Source organism: Hydrogenophaga sp. PBL-H3 (genome assembly GCF_010104355.1).
Taxonomy (GTDB): domain Bacteria; phylum Pseudomonadota; class Gammaproteobacteria; order Burkholderiales; family Burkholderiaceae_C; genus Hydrogenophaga.
Map to the genome: position 1 here is coordinate 1,734,006 of NZ_CP044972.1, position 15,825 is coordinate 1,749,830.

The following is a 15,825-nucleotide window of genomic DNA, read 5'->3' on the forward strand; positions in this document are numbered from 1 at the left end:
GTTCCGTCATTTTTGCAACTTTCTCAGGATCCAGTCATGGGCAACAAAATCGTCACCGAAGCCGACCGCAAAGCCACCCCCCGCCCCACGCCCATCGCCGGCGTGTCCCTGACCTCCCCTGGCCGTGGCCAGCGCGTGAGCCTGGAGCGTGGCGTGGCCACCCGCAGCAAGAAGAACCCCGGCAAGCGCTCCAAGAAGGGCGGCTGATCGGGCCGGCCCTGGTGGCCGACCTTGCCAAGTTGCAAAAAGCCCGCGATGCGGGCTTTTTGCGTTTGAGCGCACGAAGCCCAACCCTGGTGCGCGGACTGCACAATGACCGGGACGCCCGCCGGGCGCTGCCACAACAGGAGTGTTCACATGGGATGGTTTTCCAAAGCACAAGACGGATTCTTCCTCAGCACCACCACCCCCGAGGGCATCGACCGCTCGCAGTATCTGGGCGTGGTCAACGGTGAAGCCATCATCGGCGCCAACATCTTTCGCGACATGTTCTCGTCGGTGCGCGACGTGGTGGGCGGGCGGGCCGGGGGCTACGAACGTGCACTCTCGGGCGCGCGCGACGCGGCGGTGGAAGACCTCGTCGAGGCCGCGCGCGAGATGGGCGCCAATGCCGTGATCGGCATCGACTTCGACTACGAAGTGCTGGGCGAGACCAACGGGATGATGATGGTGGCGGTGAGCGGCACGGCGGTGAAACTGGGCTGAGTGCCCGGCCGCTGACTCAGCCGCCCCGCAAGGCCTTCAGCAACTTCTGCCCGGCGCGCCCGCTGGCCTCCTGGCCCAGGCGTTCCTGCTCCACGCGGATCGCCACGCGGCTCTTGTCGCCCAGCATGCCGTCCACCGTGCCGATGTCGTGGCCGCGTGCCACAAGCAATGTTTGCACTTCGCGGCGCTCCGCGCGCGAGAGGCCCGGGTCGTCGGTGGGCCACGGTGTGGTGAACACAGCGCCGCCGCGCAACCGGTCGGCCAGGTGGGCGATGGCCAGGCCGTAGCTCTCGGCGGCGTTGTAGCTGTAGATCGCGTCGAAATTGCGCAGCACCAGGAAGGCCGGCCCTTGCGCTCCGGCGGGTGTCATGAGGCCGGCGCTGCCGGTGGCGGGCAGGGCCGTGCCGTCCACGCGCTTGACGCCGCGCGCGGCCCACTCACCCATGGCGCGTTTGCTGCGTCGGCCTTCGCCGGCGGTGCCGAAGCCTTCGGGCAGCTTCACTTCAAAGCCCCAGGGCTGGCCACTCTGCCAGCCCGCCTTGGCCAGAAAGTTGGCGGTGGAGGCCAGCGCGTCGCTGGTGCTGTCCATCAGGTCGGCCCGGCCGTCGCCGTCGAAGTCCACCGCGAGGCGCTCGAAGGTGCTCGGCATGAATTGCGTATGGCCAAAAGCGCCCGCCCACGAACCCACGAAACGCTCGGGCGCGATGTGCCCGGCCTGCAGGATGCGCAGCGCCGAAAACAGCTCGGTGCGGAAATACGCCTGCCGCCGACCGAAGCACGAGAGCGTGCCCAGCGACTGCACCAGCGGCGACTTGCCGAAGGTCTGGCCGAAATTGCTCTCGACACCCCAGACCGCCACCACCGTGGCCGGGTCCACACCGTATTTCTCGCTCACCCGCGCCAGCGTCTCGGCGTGGCGCTGCAGCAGGGCGCGGCCTTCCGTCACACGCTCTTCGTCCACCAGGCCGGCGAGGTAGTCCCAGATGGCGGTGCGGAACTCGGGCTGGAAGTTGAGCTTGTCGATCACGCTCATGTCGGGCGCGAGGTTCTGCGTGTGCAGCGCAAAGGTCTCGTCGCGCACGCCGGCAGCGCGCGCGGGTGCGCGCAGCGTGCTCAGGCAGTTGTCGAATTCGGGGGTGGGTGTTTGTGCCCAGGTGGGTGCTGCCAGCAAGGCGGTACAGAGAAGCAGTGGATTGCGAAGATTCATCGGGGTGAGAGTGGTGAGGAACGGCCGCGTTCCCTCGGCCGTGTGTGCGGTTGTTTCAGGCCGCCCAGGTGCTGCCGTGTTCCGGTACGAGCGCTTGCCAGCGCAGTTCGGTCTCGATGCGGTGGCGCAGCCGGTCGGAGGCTTCCATGTCACCGTGCGTGACGAACACGCGGCGCGGCGGCTGGGGCAGGGCGCGCAGCCAGGCCATCAGCTGCCCGGCGTCGGCGTGCGCCGAAGCGGACTTGAGTTGCACGACCTCGGCGCGCACCGGCAGATCTTGCCCGTGGATGCGCAGCTGCGTGCCGCCATTGGCCAGTGTGGCGCCGCGCGTGCCTGGCGCCTGGTAGCCAGTGAGCAGCACCATGTTGCGGTGATCGCCGAGGTATTGCACCAGGTGGTGCAGCACACGTCCGCCGGTGGCCATGCCGCTGGCGGCCAGGATCACCTTGGGGCCGTGCTGGCGTGCGATCGCCTTGGACTCGTCGGCTGTGCGCGCCATCTTCGCCACCTGCGCCATGGCGTGGCATTGCGCAGCGTTCAGGCGATGCTCGCCCAGGTGGCGCGCAAACAGTTCGGTGCTGTGGATCGCCATCGGGCTGTCAAGGTAAACGGGCAGGCTGTGCGGCAGCTGGCCCGATGCCTTGAGCTGGGCGATGGCGTGCAGCAATGCTTGCGCGCGGCCCACGGCAAACACCGGGACCACGGCCGTGCCGCCCCGAGCCGAGGCCCGTTGCAGTGCGGGAGCAAGTTCGGCGATCACGTCTTCGTCCGGATGGTCGCGGTCGCCGTAGGTGGATTCGCACACCACCACGTCGGCGGTGGGGGGCGCGTCGGGTGCGAGCATGAGTGCGTCGTCGGGCCGCCCGAGGTCGCCCGAGAACAGGATGCGCCGACCCCCCACCTCCAGCAGCAGGCTGGCCGCGCCCAGGATGTGGCCGGCGCCCGAGAAGCGCGCAGTCCAGCCGCGCAGTGGCTCGAAAGCCTGGTGCATGGGCACGGTGCGAAACAGCTTCAGGCTCTGCAGTGCGTCGCTCTCGGTGTAGAGCGGCAGCGCGGGCGCGTGTTTGGAGAAGCCCTTGCGGTTGGCAAACGCCGCGTCTTCTTCTTGAATGTGCCCGCTGTCGGGCAACAGGATCTGCGCCAGATCGCGCGTGGCCGGCGTGGCCCACACCTTGCCGTGAAATCCCTCCTTGGCCAGCAGCGGCAGATACCCGCTGTGGTCCAGGTGCGCATGGGTCAGCAGCACGGCGCCGATGTGGTTGGGCATCACCGGCAGCGGGTCGCGGTTGCGCAGGCGCAGCTGCTTGTAGCCCTGGAACAGACCGCAGTCGACCAGCAGGCTCTGGCCGTCGTGTTCGATCAGGTACTTGGAGCCGGTAACGGTGCCGGCACCGCCGAGAAAACGGATGTGGACGTTCATGCGGGGCATCTTACGCCGCGCTGGTCGGTGCAGGTTCAGCGCTGCGGCCCATGTGGGAGACAGGCTGGGCGGTCTGTACAGCGTTAGAGTGCGGGTTACCCGGCGCGAACTTCGCAAGCCATTGGGCTCTGCCCAACCTGGCCTGGCGTGTGCCCGCACTGCCTGCCCACCGTGCAGCACCAAACCCCGTTCAAGACCCTCATGAAGCCAAGCTCCAGACTCCAACTGGGCGCCCTTGCGCTGGGGCTGCTGGCTGTCATTGCCGCTGTCCTGGCCGTTCTTGTGGCCAGCTACGCGATCAGCAAGCTCGGTCTGCCTTACAACGAAGAGGGCAGGTACTTCGACGGTCTGGTGGTGCATCGGGCGGGCAGCGAATATGCCTTCGGGTTCCTGGCCGTGGTGCTGGGGGTGGTCGCCGTCCTGGCGGGTGTTGGCGCCCGCCGTCTTCACCGGCGCGCGCGCCGTTGAACAGGCCGCGCCACAAAAAAAGCGACGCCGCAGCGTCGCTTTGTTCTGCCAGGCCCGGGACAGCTCAGCTGAAGAACGACTTCGCCTTCTCGAACCAGCCCTTGTCGTTCGGGCTGTGCTTGTGGCCGCCCTTCTTGAACGACTCGTCCAGCTCCTTGAGCAGCTTGCGCTGGTGCTCGGTGAGCTTGATGGGTGTTTCCACTGCCACATGGCAGTACAGGTCGCCGGGGTAGCTGCTGCGCACGCCTTTGACGCCCTTGCCGCGCAGGCGGAAGGTCTTGCCGCTCTGTGTGCCTTCAGGCAGGTCGATGGTGGCCTTGCCCGCGAGCGTGGGCACGTCGATCTCGCCGCCCAGGGCGGCCACCGTCATGCTCACCGGCACCTGGCAGTGCAGGTCGTCGCCCTCGCGCTCGAAGATGTCGTGCTTGCGCAGGCGCACTTCGATGTAGAGGTCGCCCGAAGGGCCGCCGTTCTGGCCGGGTTCGCCGTTGCCGGTGCTGCGGATGCGCTGGCCGTCGTCGATGCCGGCGGGGATCTTGATCTCCAGCGTCTTCTGCTTCTTGATCTTGCCTTGGCCGTGGCAGGTGGTGCAGGGCTCGGGAATGATCTTGCCGGTGCCGCTGCACTGCGGGCAGGTCTGCTGCACGCTGAAGAAGCCCTGGCGCATCTGCACTGAGCCCTGGCCGTGGCAGGTGCTGCAGGTCTTCACGCTGGTGCCGGGTTTGGCGCCGGTGCCGGTGCAGGTTTCGCAGTCGTCCCAGCTCGGGATGCGGATCTGCGTTTCCTTGCCGCCGGCCGCTTCTTCAAGCGAGATCTCCATGGCGTACGACAGGTCGGCGCCACGGTAGACCTGGCGGCCGCTGCGCTGGCCGCGCGCACCACCGAAGATGTCGCCAAAGATGTCGCCGAACGACTCTGAGAAGCCGCCGAAGCCTTCAGCGCCGGCCGCGCCACCGCGCAGGTTGGGGTCCACGCCGGCGTGGCCGTATTGGTCGTAAGCCGCCTTCTTCTGCGGGTCCGAGAGCATTTCGTAGGCCTCCTTGGCCTCCTTGAATCGCTCTTCCGCCGCCTTGGCCGCATCGCCCTGGTTGCGGTCGGGGTGGTGCTTCATCGCCAGCTTGCGATACGCCTTCTTGATCTCGTCGTCGCCGGCGTTCTTGGGCACGCCCAGCACTTCGTAAAAATCGCGTTTAGCCATGGTCTTTGGGGGACAGCCCCTGGAGTTCGGTTGGAACACAAACGCCGCGGCAGGTTGCCCTGACGCGGCGGATGATCAAAAGCGCTCAGTCGATCAGGACTTCTTCACTTCTTTCACTTCGGCGTCGACGACATCGTCGTCGTTTGCCTTGCTGCTGCCTTGGGTGGCGCTCTCCGCATTCGCGGTGGCGGCCTGCTCGGCTTGCGAAGCGGCGTACACCTTCTCGCCCAGCTTCTGGCTGGCGGTCATCAGCGCTTCGGTCTTGGCTTCGATGGCTTCCTTGTCCTCGCCCTTGGCCGCTTCTTCCGCGTCCTTCAGGGCCGACTCGATGGCCTCCTTCTCGGCCGCTTCGAGCTTGTCGCCGTGTTCGCTCAGGCTCTTCTTCACGCTGTGCACCATGGCCTCGGCCTGGTTGCGCGCCTGCACGAGTTCGACCTTCTTCTTGTCGTCGGCGGCGTTGAGCTCGGCGTCCTTCACCATCTGCTGGATCTCAGCCTCACTCAGGCCCGAGTTCGCCTTGATGGTGATCTTGTTTTCCTTGCCGGTGCCCTTGTCCTTGGCGCCCACGTGCAGGATGCCGTTGGCGTCGATGTCGAACGACACCTCGATCTGCGGCATGCCGCGCGGCGAAGCGGGGATGCCTTCGAGGTTGAACTCGCCCAGCAGCTTGTTGCCCGAGGCGATTTCGCGTTCGCCCTGGAACACCTTGATGGTCACGGCCGGCTGGTTGTCTTCGGCGGTCGAGAAGGTCTGCGCGAACTTGGTCGGGATCGTGGTGTTCTTCTGGATCATCTTGGTCATGACGCCGCCCATGGTCTCGATGCCCAGGGAGAGCGGGGTCACGTCGAGCAGCAGCACGTCCTTGCGGTCACCGCTGAGCACCTGGCCCTGGATGGCAGCGCCCACGGCCACGGCTTCGTCGGGGTTCACGTCCTTGCGTGGCTCCTTGCCGAAGAACTCCTTGACCTTCTCCTGCACCTTGGGCATGCGGGTCATGCCGCCGACCAGGATCACGTCGTGGATGTCGGACGCGCTGATGCCGGCGTCCTTGATGGCCATGCGGCAGGGCGCGATGGTGCGTTCGATCAGCTCTTCCACCAGGGCTTCGAGCTTGGCGCGCGTGAGCTTGATGTTCAGGTGCTTGGGGCCCGAGGCGTCGGCGGTGATGTAGGGCAGGTTCAGGTCGGTGGCGGCCGAGCTGGAGAGCTCGATCTTGGCCTTTTCTGCGGCTTCCTTCAGGCGCTGCAGCGCGAGCACGTCCTTGCTCAGATCAACGCCTTGTTCCTTTTTGAACTCGGCAATGATGTAGTCGATGATGCGCTGATCGAAGTCTTCGCCGCCCAGGAAGGTGTCGCCGTTGGTGGAGAGCACTTCAAACTGCTTCTCGCCATCGACGTCGGCGATCTCGATGATGGACACGTCGAACGTGCCACCGCCAAGGTCATACACCGCGATCTTGCGGTCGCCCTTTTCCTGCTTGTCCAGGCCGAAGGCCAGGGCCGCGGCGGTGGGCTCGTTGATGATGCGCTTCACATCGAGGCCGGCAATGCGGCCAGCGTCCTTGGTGGCTTGGCGCTGGGCGTCGTTGAAGTACGCGGGCACCGTGATCACGGCCTCGGTCACTGGCTCGCCCAGGTAGTCCTCGGCGGTCTTCTTCATCTTGCGAAGGATGTCGGCAGACACCTGCTGGGCCGAGATCTGCTTGCCGCGCACCTCCACCCAGGCGTCGCCGTTGTCGGCGGCCACGATGGAGTAGGGCATCAGGTTGATGTCCTTCTGCACTTCCTTCTCGGTGAACTTGCGGCCGATCAGGCGCTTGATCGCATACAGCGTGTTGCGCGGGTTGGTCACGGCCTGGCGCTTGGCCGAGGCGCCCACCAGCACTTCACCGTCTTCCTGGTAAGCCACGATCGACGGCGTGGTGCGCGCACCTTCCGAGTTCTCGATCACCTTGGTGGTGTTGCCTTCCATGATGGACACGCACGAGTTGGTGGTGCCCAGGTCAATGCCGATGATTCGTCCCATGTTGTGACTCCGTGTAGAAAAAGATTGTTGAAAACGATGTGGATGAGGTGTGGATAAGTCGGGCTCTTTTCAAGAGCGCGACGCCTCCGGAAATTTATTTGGGCGCCGTGACCGTGACCAGGGCCGGGCGCAGCACGCGGTCGGCAATGGAGTAGCCTTTTTGCAGGACGCTCACCACGGTGTTGGGCTCCTGGGCGGCCGGCACCATGCTGATGGCCTGGTGCTGGTGCGGGTCGAACTTCGTGGAACTCGCGGGGTTAATCTCCAGCACGCGGTGGCGCTCCAGCGCGCTTTTGAGCTGCTTGAGCGTGGCTTCAGATCCTTCGCGCAGTTGCTCGCGCGTGGCCTCGGTGATGGCCAGACCGGCTTCCAGGCTGTCGGCCACCGGCAGCAGGCTCTCGGCAAAACTCTCCACCGCGAACTTGCGCGACTTGCTGATCTCTTCTTCGGCTCGACGGCGGGTGTTCTCGGCCTCGGCCTTGGCGCGCAGAAACTGCTCGGCCAGATCGGCGTTCTGCGCCTTGAGCGTGGCCACTTCGTGGCTCAGGGCATTGATGGCTTCGGCTTCGGCCACCGCAGCGGCTGCCATCGCCTCTTCAGGGCTCACGGGCGCACTGTGTTCCGGGGAGGCGTTGTCAGCGGGCTGGTTCTCTTGGCTCATGGAAGTGAATGGAAAAGTTCGTGAAAAAGGTGGGCAGCGCTGGCCGCAGCCAGGCACATGGGGGCGATGGGCCCGGTTTCAAGGAGGCGACAGGTGTTTGACGGGTCGGGGTCCACAATCGGCCCCTTTCCAACAGAAGACACAACAGGCTTAACCCATGAAACTCTTTCGCCATGGACCCGCAGGCGCCGAGAAGCCCGGTCTGATCGACGCCAGCGGCACGCTGCGCGACCTCTCGGGGGTGGTGGCCGACATCCACCCGGCCACCCTGGGGCGTGATTCTATGGCCCGGCTGGCCGCGCTCGACCCGACCGGCCTGCCCGCCGTGCCACCCGGCACGCGTTTCGGCCCTTGCGTGGGCGGCGTGGGCAACGTGATCGGCATTGGCCTGAACTACGCCGACCATGCGGCCGAGGCCGGCCTCAAGCCACCGGGCCAGCCCATCGTGTTCAACAAGCACAACGGCGCCATCTGCGGCCCCTTTGATGACGTGTGGCTGCCGCCGGGTTCGCAGAAGCTCGACTGGGAAGTGGAGCTGGGCATCGTGATCGGACGCACCGCCTGGCACGTGAGCGAAGACCAGGCGATGGACTTCGTGGCCGGCTTCTGCCTGCTCAACGAGGTGTCCGAGCGTGCCTACCAGATGGAATATGAAGGCCAGTGGGCCAAGGGCAAGAGCTACCCCACCCACTGCCCCATCGGCCCCTGGCTGGTCACGCCCGACGAGCTGGGTGACCCGCAGGACGTGGACTTGTGGCTGGACGTGAACGGCCAGCGCCGCCAGACCGGCAACACCCGCACCATGATCTTCGGCGTGAAGACCATCGTGAGCTATCTCTCTCGCTTCATGAAGCTTCAGCCGGGTGACGTGATCCCCACGGGCACACCACCCGGCGTGGGCATGGGCCACAAGCCGCCGCTGTACTTGAAACCGGGTGACGTGATGACGCTGGGCGCTCGGGGCCTGGGCGAGCAGCGCCAGACGGTGGTGGCGAGCCCGGGCGCCTGATCAGGCGCCCGGCTGGTGCGGCGTGGCGCTGGCTGCGGCGCGCGCCTGCTGGTGCGCCCACTTGCTGGCGAATGGCTGCACCTCGCTCAGGCGGCGCGCCAGTTCGGTCCCCTGGGGCGTGAGGCGGTAGCCGTGGCCGCTGTGGTCCACCAGCCGCGCAGCGCGCAGTTCCTTGATGCGGGTGTTCAGGGTGTTGGGCGTCACGCCACCCACGCTGTCCTGCAGCAGGCGGAACGTCTGGGGATGGCCGTCGGAGAGGGCCCAGATCACCCGCATGGCGTAGCGCGATTCGAGCAGGTCGAAGAGCTGGATCACGGCAGCGTTGTCTTTGGCACTCATGCGGATTCTCCTGGGAGGCCTGGCGAAAGCCCGAACGAGAACTATAGACACGAAGGCGAGGTGCTACCAGTTTGCTAGCTGCGTGCGATGCAGCAATGTGGCGTAAAGACCCACGATACGGATTTACCCGGATTGCCAGGGTCTAGCGGCGGTAGACCTTGCGCAGCAGGGCGGTGAGGGTGCGCAGTTCGCTGGCGGTGAGCGAATGCGTGGCTTCCTGCTCCAGGGCGGTGGCCGTCTGCTGGGCCTGGGTGTGCAGGTGCTGCCCGGCCAGCGTGAGGTGCAGGCCCTGGGCGCGGCGATCAGTGGGGTGGGGCTGGCGCTCGATCAGGCCGCGCTTGTGCAGCGCCTTGACCATGCCCACCAGGTTGGGCGGCAGGATGTCGAGCGCGGCGCAGATCTGGCGCGAGGTCACGCCGGGGTTGTGCGCCACCACGGTAAGCACCGAGAAGTCGACCGGGCGCAGGTCGTAGGGCGCCATGCGGCGCAGGAACAGCGCGATGATGGTCAGCGCTGCGCGCCGGGCGTTGTAGCCCAGCAGGGTCTCCAGGTATGAGGTGTCGACCTCGGGTGCATCGCCCGGTGTGCCCGCGGGGTCGCCCTCGAGTTGAAGGCCCTCGCTTGCGGCGTTCTTGCGCGGCCCGCGGGGGCGGCGCATGGCGTTGGCAATGGAGGTCTCGGGCATCGTCAGAGCATAGCCGGGTGCTGCCGCCCGATCGACAAGGTGGTGTCCATCATCGCCATGCGCATGTCGAACTCGGGCCAGATCCAGCGCCAGAAAGCCGCGTGCGCGGTGGCGTCAACATCGGGCGCCGTGGCCAGACGCTCCCACGCCCAGGCCATGAGCAGCAGCGCCAGGGCGCGCAAGAAATCGTCGGCCAGCCAGAACGGCTGTTCGGGGGCTGCGTTGGCCGTGCTGGTGTCGGGCACGACCTGCGCCCGCACGAACGCGCTGAAGGCTTGCAAGGCCTGCCGGGCGCGCGAGCCGGGTTCGGTGTCGGCCGCCAGTTCGGCCAGCAGGGTCTGCAGTGCCGCAGCGCCGTCTGGCAGGGTCTTGCGCACCAGCAGGTCGATCGCCTGAATCTCGTTCGTGCCTTCGTAGATCATCGCCACGCGTGCATCGCGCACGTGCTGCTCGATGCCCCATTCGCGCACATAGCCGTGGCCGCCGAAGACCTGCAGACAGGCGCTCGCACCCACAAAGGCCTGTTCGGTCCAGGCCGACTTGAGCACCGGGGTGACCAGGCTGCACCAGCGCGCCGCGGCTTCGCGACGCGCGGCGTCCGGGTGGTGTTTCTGGGTGTCGAGTTCAAGCGCCGTGCGGTAGGCGATCACGCGCCCGGCGTCGATCCAGGCGCGTTGTGTGCTCAGGATCCGCTGGATGGCGGGGTGCAGCGCAATCAGGTCCGCTTGGCCGGCCTTGCTTGTGCTGCCGGGTGCGCGCATCTGGCGGCGTTCCTGTGCATAGGCGTTCGCCTTCTGCCACGCGGCATCCAGCAGGCCGATGCCTTGCAGGCCCACCAGCAGGCGCGCCGCGTTCATCATGACGAACATGGCGTTGAGGCCCTTGCCGGGTTCGCCCACGATCGAAGCCGCTGCTTCGTCGAAGCGCATCACGCAGGTGGGGCTGGCGTGGATGCCCATCTTCTCCTCGATGCGTTCGCAGTGGACACGGGTGCGTACCCCCACGCTCCCCACTTCGTGTGGTTCGCTGCCCCCCAAGGGGGCTGGCCTTGCTTGGGGCGGCCCGGCGCGGCGGCCCTCGTTTCCGTCTTCGTCAAATTTGGGCACCAGGAACAGCGACAAGCCCTTGGGGCCCGGAGGCGCGTCGGGCAGGCGCGCGAGCACCAGGTGAACGATGTTGTCGCTGAGGTCGTGTTCACCACCGGAGATGAAGATCTTGGTGCCCGACAACGCGAAGCGCCCGTCGGCCAGCGGCACGGCTCTGGTTTGCACCAGGCCCAGATCGCTGCCGGCATGGGGCTCGGTCAGGCACATGGTGGCCAGCCATTCGCCGCTGGCCAGTTTGGCCAGGTAGCGCGCCTTGAGTTCTTCGCTGCCGTGGTGGCGCAGGCACTCGTAGGCTCCGTGCAGCAGGCCTGGTGCCATGGTCCAGCCGTGGTTGGCGGCGTTCAGCATCTCGTGCAGCACCGCTTCCACCACGGTGGGCAGGCCCTGGCCGCCGTCTTCCACCGCGCAGGCCAGTGAGGGCCAGCCCGCTTGCCAGAAGGCCTGGTAGGAGTCGCGGAAGCCCGGCGGCATGGTGACCTTGCCGGCGTTGAACTGCGCGCCGATTTCGTCGCCGCTGCGGTTGAGCGGAGCCACCACCTCGCCGACGAACTTGCCCGCTTCGTCGATCACCTGGGTGAGCAAAGCGGTGTCGGCGTGCTCGGCCATGGCCGGCAGTTCGGCCAGGCGGTCTGAGGCGCGCAGCACGTCAAACAGAACGAAGGCGTGGTCGCTGGAGTGGGGTTGGTAGGCGTTCATAGGTTCAGCGGCAGGAGAAGCTGGACGCGGTTTCCACCGGGCCCGTGCCCGTGTACTGCGCCACCGTGGGGTAGGCGCACAGCGGGCGGCTGCGGGTGGCCGACCAATCGGCCGGCAGCTCGGGGTTGGCGCCACCGGCGTTGCCCGCGCCGCGCGCGCTGGCGGTCACCGCTTGGGGTGCCACACCTTGCTCGACCCACTTCACCAGCGGGCCGAGCAGGTCGAACTGGTCGGTGGCCGGGCCACCGCTGCAGTGGTTCATGCCGGGCACCGGGAAGTAGCGCACGAAGTCGGCGGCTTTCCCGCCCTGCGAGCGGTTCACGCGCTCGACCCACTGGCGCGTGTCCTCGGCCGAGAAGATCGCATCGCTCACGCCGTGGTACAGCACCAGCTTGGCGCCGCGCGCGCGCAGTGGCAGCAGGTTGTCGGGCTTCTCGTGGCCGGGCGGGCCCATGAGCGAGAGGCCCGATTCGCGGTAGGTGTCGCTGGTGGTCGAGAGGGCGGGCAGCAGCGCGTCGATGTTGGCGCTGGCAACGTTCACCGGTGCGGCCGGCGGCGCGGTGAAAACGGTACCGACCGAGAGCGGGTCCAGCGCCACGGCGTTGACGAACTTCCAGGTGGCCCAGTTGTTGCCGGCGATGCCGGTGTCGTGCGGGAAGGCGCTGTAGATGGCCTGGCCGTTGGCAGTCTTGCCGCCGGCTTGCACCTGCGCCAGGGTGTCCTTCTGCGCCGGCGTGAGGCAGGTGCCGTCGCGTGCGCCGCTGCAGGCGGGCACGTCTCGCACCACGTCGAAGGCGGCCTGGCAAGCCTGCGTGGCCTGGACCAGACCGTCCCGCAGGCCGTCGAGCGCGTCGCAGCGGTTGAGGACGGCGCGCGCCACGCTCTGGCGCTCCGGCGCGGTGAGGGCGCTGGCCAGATCGGGAATGTTCGCGTTGGGGTTGAGAGGGTGCTTCACCGTGGCGCCTGGTGTGGCCAGTGGTGTCCAGCGCTGAGCGCCCCAGAGCTGCGCCAGCGCCGCATTGGGCAGGCGGTAGCCGGGCGCGCCGATCAGGTAGCCGTCGTACTGGTCGCCCAGGCGGCTCGCGGCCACCAGGGCGTGGCGCCCACCGTTGGAGCACCCGCCGATGTAGGAGCGGTCCGGGCCCTTGCCGTAGGCCGAGGCGATCAGCGCCTTGGCCATGGGCGTGAGCTTGGCCACGGCCTGGTACCCGTAGTCCAGCCGCGCCTGCGGCTCCAGGCCGAAGTAGGGCGTCTGCGCGCCGGTGTGGCCGGCGTCGGAGCTGATCACCGCAAAGCCCTGCACCAGCGCGCCGGTGAGCGGGCCGCCGCCGAGCGCGCCCTCGGCCGGGCGCACCGCGCCGTCCAGGCCGCCGTTGCCTTGGTGGTAGAAGCGGCCGTTCCAGGCCTGCGGCAGGCGCATCTCGAAGCCGATCGCGTAGTCGCGTCCGTCGCTGCCCTTGCGCTTGTGCATCTGGCCCTTGACCAGGCAGTGCGCCGCCACCGGCTGGCCCGCCAGCACGAGGCCACCCGCGGCCACCGGGGCGGCGGAGTCGATGGTGGTCTGGTCGAAGCGGAACTCGCTGGCCAGCGTGTCGCACTGTCGCAGGCTGGCGCCCACGGCGGGCGTGAGTGTGGCCGGTGCGCCGGTGCCGGTGCCCGGGCTGGTGCCGCAGGCGGTCAGAAGCAGGCCAAGTCCGAGTGACAGGCCCAGTCGGGTGGTGCGGGGGTCGCGACGCTGTGCTTTCTTCATGCTTGTCTGCTCGGTGGGTGAGGTGCTCGGGTCGTCGGGGGGGCGTGGGTCAGGCGGCTTTTCGCGCGCTGCCCAGGTAGGTCTCGATCACGCGTGGGTCGCTGGCGAGTTCGCTGGCCGGGCCCTGGGCGCTGAGTTCGCCCATCTCCAGCACGTAGCCGTGGTCGGCCACCTGCAGCGCGGCGCGCGCGTTCTGCTCCACCAGCACGATGGTCACGCCGGTCTGGCGCAGGCGCTCGATGATGGCGAAGATCTCGCGCACGATCAGCGGCGCCAGACCCAGGCTGGGTTCGTCGAGCATGAGCAGGTCGGGGCTGGACATGAGCGCGCGGCCCACGGCCAACATCTGGCGTTCACCGCCCGAGAGCGTGCCGGCGAGCTGGGTGCGGCGCTCCTGCAGGCGCGGAAAGATGCTGTACACATCGTCGAGCGTGCTGCGCCATTTCGCATTGCCCAGGCGCATCTGGCGGAAACCGCCGAGCAGCAGGTTGTCTTCCACCGGCATGGTGCCGAAGAGTTCGCGCTTCTCGGGCACCAGTGCCATGCCGTTCATCACGCGCTCTTCGAGCGTGAGCGTGGTGATGTCCTGGCCGCGAAAGTTGATGACGCCCTGGCCAGGCAGGATGCCCATGAGCGTGTTGAGCAGCGTGGACTTGCCCGCGCCGTTGGGGCCGATGACGGTGATCACGCCGCCGGGCTGCGCCTCGATGTCGATGCCGTGCAGCACCTCGGCGCGGCCGTAGCCGGCGCGCAGACCCTTGATCTGAAGAATGGGGTTGCTCATTTCAATGCTCCGTGCCGAGGTAGGCCGCGCGCACCTTCGGGTCTTGCTGCACCTGCTCGGGTGGTCCCTGCGTGAGCAGGGTGCCGAATTCCATCACCACCAGGTGGTCGCAGATCTGCATCACCAGGTCCATGTCGTGTTCCACCAGCAGGATGCTCATGCCTTCTCCCTTGAGCTGGCGCAGCACACCGCCCAGGGCCAGCTTCTCCTGGTGGCGAAGGCCGGCGGCGGGTTCGTCGAGCAGCAGCAGGGTGGGGTCGGCGCACAGGGCGCGCGCGATCTCCATCAGGCGCTGCGGACCCATGGCCAGGTTGCCGGCCTGCTCGTGCAGGTAGGCCCCCATGCCGATGCGCTCCAGCTGGCGCTGCGCTTCGCGGAACAGCTGCTTTTCCTCGCTGCGGTTGGCGCGCAGCATGGCGGGCAGCACGCCCTTGCGGCCGCGCGTGTGCGCGCCCAGCGCCACGTTCTCCAGCACCGTCATGTCCGGGATCATCTTGACGTGCTGGAAGGTGCGCGCCATGCCCAGCCGGGCGATCTCGCGCGATGGCTGGCCCACCACGTTGCCGCCCTGAAATTGCACCGCGCCACTGGTGGCCGGCAGCACGCCGGTGATGAGGTTGAAGGTGGTGGACTTGCCCGCGCCGTTGGGCCCGATCAGGCCCACGATCTGGCCGGCGTGGATCTGGAAGCTGATGTCGTTCACGGCGACCAGACCGCCGAACTGCATGCGCGCCTTCTGCACGTCGAGCACCAGCGCACCGGTGGCGGGTTTGGCGCGCTCGGGCAGGGCGGCGGCGTCCTGCCAGTCGACCTTGCGCGGACGCTGCAGCAGGTTGCGCCCCACCAGCGACCACAGGCCGTCGGGCAGGTACTTGAGCACCACGACGAGTGCGATGCCGAACACGATCACCTCGTAGCTGCCACTGGTGCCGATGAGTTTGGGCAACAGCACCTGCAGCTGGTCTTCGAGCACGCGGATCAGGCCGGCGCCGACGATGGCGCCCCACACATGGCCCACGCCTCCGATCACCGCCATGAACAGGTACTCGATGCCCATCTTCAGCCCGAAGGCCGAGGGGTTGACCGTGCGCTGGAAGTGCGCGAGCAGCCAGCCCGCCACCGAGGCGAACAGCGCCGCGAGCACAAAGATGGTGACCTTGTAGCGGAAGGTGCTGATGCCCATGGCCTCGGCCATCTGCGAGCCGCCCTTGAGCGAGCGGATGGCGCGACCGGGGCGCGAATCCAGCAGGTGCAGCAACGCGGCGGCGAAGGCCAGCAGGATCACCCAGGTCAGCACGAAGAAGGCGCGGCCCTGGCCGATGTCGAAACCGGCGATGCTCAGGCTCTGGATGCCGAGCAAGCCGTCGTACTTGCCCAGCGCTTCGAGGTTGCCCATGAGGTAGTAGAGCGACAGGCCCCAGGCTATGGTTGCCAGCGGCAAGTAATGGCCCGACATGCGCAGCGTGATCAGGCCCACCAGCAGCGCGCTGGCGGCGGTCAGGCCCATGCCGATGAACAGCGTGATCCAGGGCGAGAGGCCGGTGTTGAGCGTGAGCCAGGCTGTGGTGTAGGCACCGATGCCCACAAACGCCGCCTGGCCGAACGAGGTGAGGCCACCCACGCCGGTGAGCAGCACCAGGCCCATCACCGTCATGCTGTACATGCCGATGTAGTTGAGCTGGGCGATCCAGAAATCGGGCAGGGGCAGCACGGCGACCAAGGGAATGGCCAGGGCCAGAATCAGCAGGCCGATGTTTTGCAGCTTCGGCATG

General features: G+C 67.4%; 15 protein-coding genes. 4 read left to right on the top strand and 11 right to left on the bottom strand.

What is annotated here, in order from left to right; translation table 11 throughout:
• Positions 1-36 precede the first annotated feature (36 nt).
• Positions 37-207 (top strand): hypothetical protein, encoded by a 171-nt coding sequence (locus F9Z44_RS22760; protein ID WP_201450028.1) that lies wholly within the window; start codon positions 37-39, stop codon positions 205-207.
• Positions 208-357: 150 nt separating this feature from the next.
• Entirely contained in the window at positions 358-705 is a 348-nt protein-coding gene (locus tag F9Z44_RS08215) for a heavy metal-binding domain-containing protein (RefSeq protein WP_159605129.1), read from the top strand.
• Positions 706-721: 16 nt separating this feature from the next.
• Here the strand turns inward: F9Z44_RS08215 and F9Z44_RS08220 are convergent, their stop codons facing one another.
• Both F9Z44_RS08220 and F9Z44_RS08225 read right to left on the bottom strand, forming a co-directional pair.
• On the bottom strand, positions 722-1,912 hold the full coding sequence (locus F9Z44_RS08220; protein ID WP_159605131.1) for a lytic murein transglycosylase: 1,191 nt from the start codon (positions 1,910-1,912) through the stop codon (positions 722-724).
• A 55-nt stretch (positions 1,913-1,967) separates the two neighbouring features.
• Positions 1,968-3,332, bottom strand: a complete 1,365-nt coding sequence (locus F9Z44_RS08225) for an MBL fold metallo-hydrolase (RefSeq protein WP_159605133.1) — start codon at positions 3,330-3,332, stop codon at positions 1,968-1,970.
• Between the two features lie 171 nt (positions 3,333-3,503).
• On the opposite strand from F9Z44_RS08225, the gene F9Z44_RS08230 reads away from it, so the two are divergent.
• Positions 3,504-3,800: a hypothetical protein gene (locus tag F9Z44_RS08230; protein WP_159605135.1), complete on the top strand. Its 297-nt coding sequence runs from the start codon at positions 3,504-3,506 to the stop codon at positions 3,798-3,800.
• A 64-nt stretch (positions 3,801-3,864) separates the two neighbouring features.
• On the opposite strand, the gene dnaJ is transcribed toward F9Z44_RS08230, so the two are convergent.
• From dnaJ to grpE, 3 genes are all read right to left on the bottom strand, one after another.
• A complete protein-coding gene (gene dnaJ, locus F9Z44_RS08235) occupies positions 3,865-4,998 on the bottom strand; it encodes a molecular chaperone DnaJ (protein WP_159605137.1) in 1,134 nt (377 codons plus the stop codon).
• 93 nt (positions 4,999-5,091) lie between these two features.
• The gene (gene dnaK, locus F9Z44_RS08240) at positions 5,092-7,023 is read right to left on the bottom strand and encodes a molecular chaperone DnaK (RefSeq protein WP_159605139.1); all 1,932 of its coding nucleotides are present in this window, start codon (positions 7,021-7,023) and stop codon (positions 5,092-5,094) included.
• A 94-nt stretch (positions 7,024-7,117) separates the two neighbouring features.
• Complete coding sequence (gene grpE, locus F9Z44_RS08245) at positions 7,118-7,684, bottom strand: nucleotide exchange factor GrpE (RefSeq protein WP_159605141.1); 567 nt, start codon at positions 7,682-7,684, stop codon at positions 7,118-7,120.
• A 157-nt stretch (positions 7,685-7,841) separates the two neighbouring features.
• Here grpE and F9Z44_RS08250 point away from each other — a divergent pair, with 157 nt between their 5' ends.
• Entirely contained in the window at positions 7,842-8,693 is an 852-nt protein-coding gene (locus F9Z44_RS08250) for a fumarylacetoacetate hydrolase family protein (protein ID WP_159605143.1), read from the top strand.
• On the opposite strand, the gene F9Z44_RS08255 is transcribed toward F9Z44_RS08250, so the two are convergent.
• The 6 genes from F9Z44_RS08255 to F9Z44_RS08280 all read right to left on the bottom strand — a co-directional run bounded on the left by F9Z44_RS08255 (position 8,694) and on the right by F9Z44_RS08280 (position 15,824).
• Positions 8,694-9,032, bottom strand: coding sequence for a winged helix-turn-helix transcriptional regulator (locus F9Z44_RS08255; RefSeq protein WP_159605145.1), 339 nt, complete (start codon positions 9,030-9,032; stop codon positions 8,694-8,696).
• Positions 9,033-9,174: 142 nt separating this feature from the next.
• Positions 9,175-9,717, bottom strand: coding sequence for a MarR family winged helix-turn-helix transcriptional regulator (locus tag F9Z44_RS08260; protein ID WP_159605147.1), 543 nt, complete (start codon positions 9,715-9,717; stop codon positions 9,175-9,177).
• A 2-nt stretch (positions 9,718-9,719) separates the two neighbouring features.
• Entirely contained in the window at positions 9,720-11,519 is a 1,800-nt protein-coding gene (locus F9Z44_RS08265; protein WP_159605149.1) for an acyl-CoA dehydrogenase family protein, read from the bottom strand.
• Positions 11,520-11,523: 4 nt separating this feature from the next.
• Complete coding sequence (locus F9Z44_RS08270) at positions 11,524-13,269, bottom strand: tannase/feruloyl esterase family alpha/beta hydrolase (protein ID WP_159605151.1); 1,746 nt, start codon at positions 13,267-13,269, stop codon at positions 11,524-11,526.
• A gap of 49 nt (positions 13,270-13,318) precedes the next feature.
• Positions 13,319-14,053: an ABC transporter ATP-binding protein gene (locus F9Z44_RS08275; protein WP_159605153.1), complete on the bottom strand. Its 735-nt coding sequence runs from the start codon at positions 14,051-14,053 to the stop codon at positions 13,319-13,321.
• Between the two features lies 1 nt (position 14,054).
• Positions 14,055-15,824 carry a branched-chain amino acid ABC transporter ATP-binding protein/permease gene (locus F9Z44_RS08280; RefSeq protein WP_159605155.1) on the bottom strand — a complete coding sequence of 590 codons (1,770 nt, stop codon included), beginning with the start codon at positions 15,822-15,824 and terminating at the stop codon, positions 14,055-14,057.
• Position 15,825 lies beyond the last annotated feature (1 nt).